Raw genomic sequence first — 9,205 nt, 5'->3', positions numbered from 1 at the left:
GGTTTACTCAACCCCGGAAAAATTATTCACGAAGTTGGAACCATCCGCATGGGCGACGATCCTAAAAAATCGGCTTTGAATAAATATTGCCAGGCACACGACTGTAAAAACCTATTTGTGGTTGATGCGGGTCCGTTTGTTCAACAAGGTGATAAAAATGCCACCTGGACGATTTTAGCGCTTTCGATGCGTACAGCCGAATATATTTTAGCTCAAAAGAAAAAACAAAACATTTAAAGAATTACCATATGAATAGACGTGATTCCATAAAAGCATTAGGTTTAACAGCTGTTAGTACTGCGGTATTGTTAGAGGCCTGTAAACAACCTGAAACAAAAACAGAAGTAGCCGCACCTGAAGAAACCGCAAAGGAAGCCGGAAGAGAACAATGGGAAATAGACCGTGATAAGAAATTAAAAGCTGAAACCTTTTTCACTAAACATGAAATGGCTACCATTACAGTTCTTGCCGACATTATTATTCCTAAAGATGATGTATCGGGCAGTGCATCTGATGCTAAAGTGCCAGAATTTATCGAATTTATTGTAAAAGATATTCCTGAACATAAAGTACCGATGCGTGGCGGCCTGAAATGGCTGGATGTATATAGCTTTAATAAATTCCAAAAATCATTTGTTGAGGCATCAAAGGATCAACAAATTTCGATTGTAGATGAAATTGCATACCCTAAAAAAGCCAGACCGGAAATGCAGGCGGGTGTAACTTTTTTCAATAGAATGAGAAACTTAACAGCATCAGGTTTTTACACTACAGAAATTGGTGTAAAAGATATTGGTTATGTAGGCAATGCGCCAAACCAGTGGGCTGGTGTTCCAGCAGATGTACTGAAACAGTACGGAATGGAGAATGTGAAAGTATAATTGCAAAAAAAATCATCTTTGCGAGGCACGAAGCAGTCTTAATGCGCCAGCTAGTAGCGATCGTTGTAAGATTGCTTCGTCGTTCCTCCTCGCAATGACGACCGTTGTGAATTACGCGGTTTGTGAAGATTCCGAACCACAGTACATGGAAAATATAATCTTATACCAAAGAAGTCAAGTTTAAAAAACTTGACTTCTTTTATTTATTGTAATAAAGACCCTGAAACAAGTTCAGGGTGACGGCCAATAAAATATTACTCTACAATCAAAATCAAACCTTTTCCTTTTTCAACAGGAATAAATTTTCCATCAGGATAACTTCCCGAAGTTTGAAACTTGTCAATTGCAGGAGCTGCTATTTTTACTTTCCCGGCATCTAACCCCAGCTTCGCCCAATCGATAGTTAAATTAACCTTTATATCTGCTTCTGCCCAACTTGCCAATGAAATCATTGTTTTACCTTTTTGTTTATAAACAGTTGCCAATACTTTAGGGTTATCGGTTTTAACCGGACAGTTTTCGCTCCAGTAACCGATCATCTCAGATCCTTTTATGCCGAAATTATCCCAGGCTTTCCATAATGGTTTTGGGTCACTTTTGTCAGACCATCCCAAGCGGCTTGTCATGCCATAAATCATACCACGCCAAGGGTTTCCATCATCCTGTAACATCTCTCCCATTAATCCAAAAGGTATTCCGCTTACCTCTGTTAAAAAGAAATCGGGATTGTTTTTTTGGTAATCGAAATATTCGCCAAACCATAAACGGTTTAAATAAGGGAAATGTTCCAGGTATAAAATGGCACTATTGTTAAAGCCATCACTTTTATTGTATTGATTCGCAGAGTGCAAGTCGATAATCCCCGGGTGGTTATCCTGTGTCAATACACGTTTTATACGCTTCATGGTTACACGGTCAAATGCCACATCATCCAAGTATACACCATCAATCCCAACGTTGTTTACCAACCAATTCATTCCTTCTACGTAATAGTTGTGCCAACGGTTCATTCCGCTGTTAATTACGGCCGCGTCTTTTATTTCAGGAACAAACCAGGCAGCAATATAATTGGAATCTAAATGTTCCTGTAGCCAGCTAAAGCCTCCTCCTTTACCAGGAGAGTATACTTCAGTACCTAAACTCCTTAAAGCCGGCCACTCATATGCATGGTTAGAAAGTTCGCGAACCGTATTATAAATTTTAACTTTTAATCCTTTTGAGTGTGCTTTACCGATATAATCTTTCATCTTTTTCCATTCGATAAATGGATAATTGATCCAAGGGTTGATCGGCGTGGCATGGTGAATGTTCACCACCGTTGCACCTTTAGCTTTGATCGTATCTAAATCGCCATATTTATGGTAAAAACGATTGTCCCATTGAAAATCGGTGTTAAGTAAATGGAAAGGTGTGATCAGTAAATTGAAATTGTAGTATAACACATCACCCTTTTTCATGCTTCTAGCACCAGTAAAATTGTCGGCAAGCATCGAACTTCCTTTAACATTAATCTGGATGCCGCCTTTATTACCATTACCCCACGATTTAGGCAATAATAAGGGCTTTTGAAGATAGAAATTAGTATTAAGCGGGCGAACATAGTTTTCATCTCTTAAGTTGTAATACAGGCCTGCATTTACGTTCCCGATCCAAACGGCATCCTGGTTTTTACTCGCTACATCCCATTTCCATTTTACAGTATCTGGTCTAACACCACCTTTTTCACCTAGGCCCATCAAATATTTAGTAGAGCCCTTATCAAATGGGATATGAAAATCGACATTACTAAATTCAACATCCATTAACGCGGTTACCTTAACTACATAATGTACATAGCCATCAAACTCTAAAGCACCTTCTAAATCCATTCTCAGGTTTTCAGAAGTATTGGTGGCCGTCCACTTTACGGTTCCAGCTTCTTTACTGGTGATCTGAAAATTACTAGGTACAAATTTCTCCTGCGTTTTTGGCGTATTAAAAAAGTGAAAGTGGATAGGTTCTGCAAGGATATTATTAGGTTTTTCGCTATAAGCCGTCATCTCTGCATTAAAGAGCGTTTGAATCTGCTTAGGAAAACCATCGGTATTAATTTCGAACTTTCTACCTAAAAGCGAGATTACATTCCCATCAACTGTTAGTGGCGTATATGGTGCTACAACCGTATTCGCTTGTGCTAAAGTAGAATTTAGCCAGGTTAAGCGAGTCTGTTTATCTGGGGTTCCTACCCCAGCATCGGCCAAAACTTCGTTGCCTACTGTAATTTTGGCATCGATTACTTTCGATTTCCCATTGGCTTTAACTGTAAATTTTCCAGCATAAATACCTGCAGCAGTATTTTTAGGAATGTTGACCGTAATCCACATCGGCTGAATTTTGCCAGAGGCTACATTTACATTTTCGACCAAAGGTTTGTTATCATAACTTGTTCCATTGGTATTTAAGCAGTTAATGTATTTTGAAGAAATTACTTTTCCGGCTGAATTTTTTAAATCACCGAAGCTAACCACTACATTTTTCAGATCTTTTAAAGCAAATACGCCTAATTGAAAAGCATAGTTTTCACCTTTGCCAGCCGATCCTGTAAAAGTATTTGCAGCGCCTTTTTGCACCCAGCGATAAGGTAAATCGTTCTGCATTTTGATCGGAAACATTCTGTCCTCTGGAAAAACGACAAAAGCTTCTGAAGCATATTTGGCCTTTATTGCAGCCGTTTCTTTGCCAGTGGCAATTACTTCCATTGGGTAAAAAGAGTTGAAAGCATCGATAGACTGGATCTCTACAACAGATGTATTCACTTTAACCTGTTTTGCCGCCCTTAACCATGCCTGGTCAGCCTGTTTAGGCTTTAAGTAAACTCCTTTCGGATAATTACTTCTTCCCTCATTTTTATAAGCGAGGTAGTAAACATAATATTTTCCAGCTCCAGGTGCTTCGAAATAAATATCAGCACTTTCTCTTGTCAATTTATCTGTGCCCACTACCGAAACAGTTTTACCACTGGCATCTTGTACGATGATTCCTTTTAGTTCTGGATGTTCATCTCTCCGGCGCCAATCGATTTTAGCATGGGCAATTTGGCCTGTACCAGCAAACTGCACCACAACTCTATGGTTACCTAAAGAATCGGGATTCCAGTCATTGTTACCATTGGTGTATTTTAATGTTTGTGCATTAAGAGATAGCTGTCCGAAAAGACAGAGTAATAGAAAAAGCCTGAATTTCATTTCAAATTTGTTTTCGGCTAATTTATAGATACCTAGCTAAAATAAAGCTATGTAATGAAAAAATGAGACAAACGTTTGATTTATTTGGTTCAATAGTTCAATAGTTCATTGGTCAATAGTTCATTAGTGGCTATCATGTGCCTAATGGAGTTATGCCATAGATTCATAGTGGTGTCAGATGTTGCCATCTGACACATAGAAGAAATTCTTAAGATCTAATTTATTTTTAACAAACTGTCAGATGGTAACATCTGACGCCACAGAATAACATCTGACAGCACAAAACGGCACAAAAAAAGTCCTGCTCTTTCGAACAGGACTTTTTTAATCTTAAGGTGAATAAAATTATTCTCCTTTTGGTTCTTCAGTAGCAGGAGCTTCTTCAGCAGGCGCAACTTCTTCAGCAACTTCAGCTTTCGCTTCAGCAGCTTTAGGTGCAGCAGTAGCTTTACTTCTACCACGACGAGTTGTTTTCTTCTCTTCTTTAACCTCTGCATCTTTACCGTAAACTGTATTATAGTCTACCAATTCAATTAAAGCCATTTCAGCGTTATCACCTAAACGGTTGTTTAATTTAATGATACGAGTGTAACCACCTGGACGGTTTGCAACTTTCTCAGCAATTTCGCGGAATAAGATTGTTACTACTTCTTTATCTTGTAAATAAGCAAATACTGTACGACGTGAGTGAGTAGTATCATTTTTTGATTTAGTGATAATTGGCTCAACATAAGTACGTAAAGCTTTAGCTTTAGCTAAAGTTGTTGTAATTCTTTTGTGCAAAATAAGTGATGAAGCCATGTTAGCTAACATCGCCTTTCTGTGGCTTGCGGTTCTACCTAAGTGGTTTACTTTTTTACCGTGTCTCATTGTTTTTTAATTGAGTGTATACCGTCTCGTTGCAATTAAGCTGAGGGAATTATACACTGTGAAATAATAATTTATTCAGCGCTAAGCGCATGGCGCAATGCGTTTATTCTTCGTCTAATTTAAATTTAGACAGGTTCATACCAAATGATAAACCTTTTGATTTTACTAATTCTTGGATCTCTGTTAAAGATTTTTTACCGAAGTTTCTGAATTTTAACATATCAGCAACATCGTAAGAAACTAAATCAGCTAAAGTACGGATATCAGCAGCTTTTAAGCAGTTTAATGCTCTAACTGAAAGATCCATGTCTACCAATTCAGTTTTAAGGATTTTACGCATGTGTAAAATTTCCTCATCAACTTCTTTAGTTTCTTCTTTAGCTTGAGATTCTAATACTAAATTCTCATCAGAGAATAACATAAAGTGTTGGATAAGGATCTTAGCCGCTTCTTTTAATGCTTCTTCTGGATGAATTGAACCGTCAGTAGAGATATCTAAAACCAATTTTTCATAATCCGTTTTTTGCTCAACACGAAAGTTTTCGATCGTGTATTTTACATTTTTCATTGGAGTATAAATCGAATCGATTGCGATTACACCTACAACAGCATCAGCAACTTTATTTTCTTCAGCAGGTACATAACCACGTCCTTTATTGATGGTTAATTCCACTTCCAAAGTAACAGATTTATCCATATTGCAAATTACATGCTCAGGATTTAAAACTGTAAAGTTGTTAGAGAATTTAGTGATATCACCAGCTTTAAACTGATCTTGACCATTAACGATGATGAAAACTTTTTCAGAATCACCTGAATCACCTGTTTTCTTAAAACGAACTTGTTTTAAGTTTAAGATAATATCAGTTAAATCTTCTACAACACCTTTCATGGTAGAAAACTCGTGAGATACGCCTGAAAAACGAATAGTAGTAATAGCATAACCTTCTAATGAAGAAAGTAAAATTCTTCTTAAGGCATTACCAATTGTTACACCGAAACCGGGCTCTAAAGGACGAAATTCAAATGTGCCATCGAAATCGGTTGATTTCTGCATGATCACTTTGTCTGGTTTCTGAAATGCTAAAATTGCCATTTATAATTTTTTAAATTCGTTATTGAATATATAGTAACATGAAAAAAGTTAATTACCCTTCTGAGGTAATTAACTAGTTCATTTATTACTTTGAGTACAACTCGATGATTAAGTTTTCCTTGATGTTTTCAGGAATCTCATCACGTTGAGGGTAGGTTAAGAATTTACCAGTTAATTCACTAGCGTTCCACTCTAACCAAGCAAACTTATTAATAGTTCTACCTGCAACTGAGTTACTAATTGATTCTAAAGATTTAGATTTCTCACGAACAGCAACCACATCACCAGCTTTTAACTGATATGAAGGGATATTTACAACTTCACCATTCACGGTAACGTGTTTATGGCTAACTAACTGGCGTGCACCAGAACGGGTTGTTGAAATACCTAAACGGTAAACTGTGTTATCTAAACGTGCTTCTAATAACTGAAGTAAGTTATCACCGGTAATACCAGCACGAGAAGATGCTTTTTTAAACAAGTTACTGAATTGTTTTTCTAATACACCATAAGTATATTTTACTTTTTGTTTCTCCATTAACTGGATAGCATATTCAGATTGTTTTCCTCTTCTTTTTGATGAGCCATGTTGCCCAGGAGGATAATTTTTTCTGTCTAACACCTTATCAGGACCGAAGATTGGTTCTCTGAATTTACGGGCGATTTTTGATTTTGGGCCTGTATATCTTGCCATTTTTTTTTCTGTTTTAAAGTATCGTCAGATCTGTAACCTGAGATTCTTAGCTTTAAAATTAATTAAACTCTTCTCTTTTTAGGAGGACGACATCCGTTGTGAGGAAGTGGAGTAATATCTTTAATAGATGTTACTTCGATACCTGCTACTTGCAAAGTTCTGATTGCAGATTCACGACCTGAACCCGGACCTTTTACAAATACTTCAACTTTACGCAAACCTAAATCAAACGCAACTTTACCACAATCTGAAGCTGCTTGACCAGCCGCATATGGTGTGTTCTTTTTAGAACCTTTAAAGCCCATTTTACCAGCAGAAGACCATGAAATAGTCTGTCCATTGTTGTTTGTTAAGGTAACGATAATGTTGTTGAAGGTAGCATTGATATGCGCCTGACCAACAGACTCAATTACAACGATACGTTTTTTTGTTACTTTTTTACTCTTAGCCATTTTATCTTTTAGATTTTAGATATGAGACTTGAGATATGAGACTTTCTCTACCCCGACACTCAGTATCCTACTTTTTATCTTTTATTCCAGATTTGAGCAGATTTTAAAGATATGGTGCTCACATCTAAAATCTCATATCTCATATCTATCTATTACTTAGTAGCTTTTTTCTTGTTAGCAACTGTTTTTCTCTTACCCTTACGAGTACGTGAGTTGTTTTTAGTACGCTGACCACGAGAAGGTAAACCTTTTCTGTGACGTAAACCACGGTAACAACCAATATCCATTAAACGTTTGATGTTTAACTGAACCTCTGAGCGTAAAGCACCTTCTACTTTAATCTCATCGTTAATCATTGTACGGATAGCTGATAACTCATCATCAGACCAGTCTTGTACTTTTTTGTTCAAGTCGATACCTGCTGTAGTTAATATACGTTGTGCAGTTGTTCTGCCAATTCCGTAGATATACGTTAAACCGATCTCTCCTCTTTTGTTTCTTGGTAAATCAATACCTGAAATCCTTGCCATATTTATTTATTTTTTGAGTAACTCCGAACGGCGGGCCACCGTTGTGCGGTTCATTACAATATTTTTAATTACCCTTGACGTTGCTTGTATTTAGGATTTTTCTTGTTGATTACGTAAAGTTTACCTTTACGGCGAATAATCTTACAATCAGCGCTACGTTTTTTAATTGATGATCTAACTTTCATTTTATTTGTATCTATAAGTAATGCGTCCCTTTGTTAAATCATAAGGAGACATTTCCAATTTAACTTTATCTCCAGGAAGAATTTTGATGTAGTGCATCCTCATCTTACCTGAAATATGCGCAATAATCTCATGCCCGTTCTCGAGTTCTACCCGGAACATCGCATTGGATAATGCTTCTCTTATTACTCCGTCTTGTTCAATTGAGGCTTGTTTAGCCATATTTTATTGATTGTTACTTAATTAGCTGCTTCTAAACAGGGTTGCAAAATTAAATAAAAAATTTTAATTATTTATTTTTTTTGTTGTAAAACTTCTTCTATTATAGAAAACGTTGATAAAACATCTGCTTTGCCCTTTTTTACGGCTACTGTGTGTTCAAAATGTGCCGATGGTTTATTGTCTTTACTGGTTACCGTCCATCCATCGTTATGGAATTTAACACCGGCTACGCCTGCATTGATCATGGGTTCTATCGCAATTACCATTCCTTCTTCAAGTTTTGGCCCTGCACCACGTTTCCCATAATTCGGAACTTCTGGTTTCTCATGAAGTTTTACACCAACACCGTGCCCAACAAGCTCTCTTACTACACCAAATCCATTAGCTTCTGCATACTGCTGAACAGCGAAACCGATATCACCGATACGCATACCAACAACAGCTTTTTCTATCCCCAATTCCAGGCAACGTTTAGTAACCTCAATCAATTTCTGTTTTTCGGCATCAATTTCCCCGATAGAGAAAGTATAGGCCGAATCGCCAAAATAATTGTTTTTAATAACCCCACAATCAACTGAAATTAAGTCGCCCTCCTGGATTACGTATTCGCTTGGAAAACCATGAACAACCTGTTCATTTGGCGAAATACATAAAGAATTAGGGAAACCATTATAGTTTAAAAATGCCGGAATCGCTCCATGGTCACTTATAAACTCGTAGGCTAGTTTATCTAACTGAATAGTAGTCATGCCTGCTTTTATCACCTTGGCCACTTCGGCCAAAGTTTTAGAAACAAGCATGGAACTTTCTCTTATTAACTCGATCTCCTCAAGAGATTTGTAATAAATTTTAGACATTCGTTACACTACAACGCTGCGTTGCTACTTGCAGCAGGAACACCTGTTCTGCCAGTAACTCTACCCGTTTTCATCAAACCATCGTAATGGCGCATCAATAAATAACTTTCGATCTGCTGTAAAGTATCCAATACAACACCAACTAAAATCAATAAAGAAGTACCACCGAAGAAGTGCGCAAACTCTTGTTTAATGC

At 37.1% G+C, this 9,205-nt stretch carries 11 protein-coding genes and 1 pseudogene; 2 read left to right on the top strand and 10 right to left on the bottom strand.

Annotated elements, in window-relative coordinates; translation table 11 throughout:
- Both AC1DPQ_RS08975 and AC1DPQ_RS08970 read left to right on the top strand, forming a co-directional pair.
- Nucleotides 1-237 (top strand): GMC oxidoreductase (locus AC1DPQ_RS08975; protein ID WP_477608887.1); only part of this gene is annotated, 237 nt, incomplete at its 5' end.
- Between the two features lie 11 nt (nt 238-248).
- Nucleotides 249-881 carry a gluconate 2-dehydrogenase subunit 3 family protein gene (locus AC1DPQ_RS08970; RefSeq protein ID WP_477583880.1) on the top strand — a complete coding sequence of 211 codons (633 nt, stop codon included), beginning with the start codon at nt 249-251 and terminating at the stop codon, nt 879-881.
- A gap of 254 nt (nt 882-1,135) precedes the next feature.
- Here AC1DPQ_RS08970 and AC1DPQ_RS08965 read toward each other — a convergent pair whose 3' ends face one another.
- The 10 genes and pseudogenes from AC1DPQ_RS08965 to AC1DPQ_RS08920 all read right to left on the bottom strand — a co-directional run.
- Nucleotides 1,136-4,105 carry a glycoside hydrolase domain-containing protein gene (locus AC1DPQ_RS08965; protein WP_477608885.1) on the bottom strand — a complete coding sequence of 990 codons (2,970 nt, stop codon included), beginning with the start codon at nt 4,103-4,105 and terminating at the stop codon, nt 1,136-1,138.
- Nucleotides 4,106-4,450: 345 nt separating this feature from the next.
- On the bottom strand, nt 4,451-4,975 hold the full coding sequence (gene rplQ, locus AC1DPQ_RS08960; protein ID WP_029278659.1) for a 50S ribosomal protein L17: 525 nt from the start codon (nt 4,973-4,975) through the stop codon (nt 4,451-4,453).
- Nucleotides 4,976-5,078: 103 nt separating this feature from the next.
- Nucleotides 5,079-6,071: a DNA-directed RNA polymerase subunit alpha gene (locus AC1DPQ_RS08955; protein ID WP_025145205.1), complete on the bottom strand. Its 993-nt coding sequence runs from the start codon at nt 6,069-6,071 to the stop codon at nt 5,079-5,081.
- A gap of 85 nt (nt 6,072-6,156) precedes the next feature.
- Complete coding sequence (gene rpsD / locus AC1DPQ_RS08950) at nt 6,157-6,765, bottom strand: 30S ribosomal protein S4 (protein ID WP_029282720.1); 609 nt, start codon at nt 6,763-6,765, stop codon at nt 6,157-6,159.
- Nucleotides 6,766-6,827: 62 nt separating this feature from the next.
- Nucleotides 6,828-7,217, bottom strand: a complete 390-nt coding sequence (rpsK, locus tag AC1DPQ_RS08945; protein WP_025145207.1) for a 30S ribosomal protein S11 — start codon at nt 7,215-7,217, stop codon at nt 6,828-6,830.
- Between the two features lie 152 nt (nt 7,218-7,369).
- Nucleotides 7,370-7,747: a 30S ribosomal protein S13 gene (gene rpsM / locus AC1DPQ_RS08940; RefSeq protein WP_010599886.1), complete on the bottom strand. Its 378-nt coding sequence runs from the start codon at nt 7,745-7,747 to the stop codon at nt 7,370-7,372.
- A 68-nt stretch (nt 7,748-7,815) separates the two neighbouring features.
- On the bottom strand, nt 7,816-7,932 hold the full coding sequence (gene rpmJ, locus AC1DPQ_RS08935; protein WP_010599887.1) for a 50S ribosomal protein L36: 117 nt from the start codon (nt 7,930-7,932) through the stop codon (nt 7,816-7,818).
- A gap of 1 nt (nt 7,933) precedes the next feature.
- Nucleotides 7,934-8,152 (bottom strand): translation initiation factor IF-1, encoded by a 219-nt coding sequence (gene infA, locus AC1DPQ_RS08930; protein ID WP_010599888.1) that lies wholly within the window; start codon nt 8,150-8,152, stop codon nt 7,934-7,936.
- A 71-nt stretch (nt 8,153-8,223) separates the two neighbouring features.
- The gene (gene map, locus AC1DPQ_RS08925) at nt 8,224-9,009 is read right to left on the bottom strand and encodes a type I methionyl aminopeptidase (RefSeq protein ID WP_057932148.1); all 786 of its coding nucleotides are present in this window, start codon (nt 9,007-9,009) and stop codon (nt 8,224-8,226) included.
- 8 nt (nt 9,010-9,017) lie between these two features.
- Nucleotides 9,018-9,205: pseudogene (locus AC1DPQ_RS08920) on the bottom strand (preprotein translocase subunit SecY); the annotation flags it as partial.

This window comes from Pedobacter sp. 01T416_2 (genome assembly GCF_056398925.1).
This window is presented reverse-complemented; position numbering and strand designations above follow the sequence as displayed.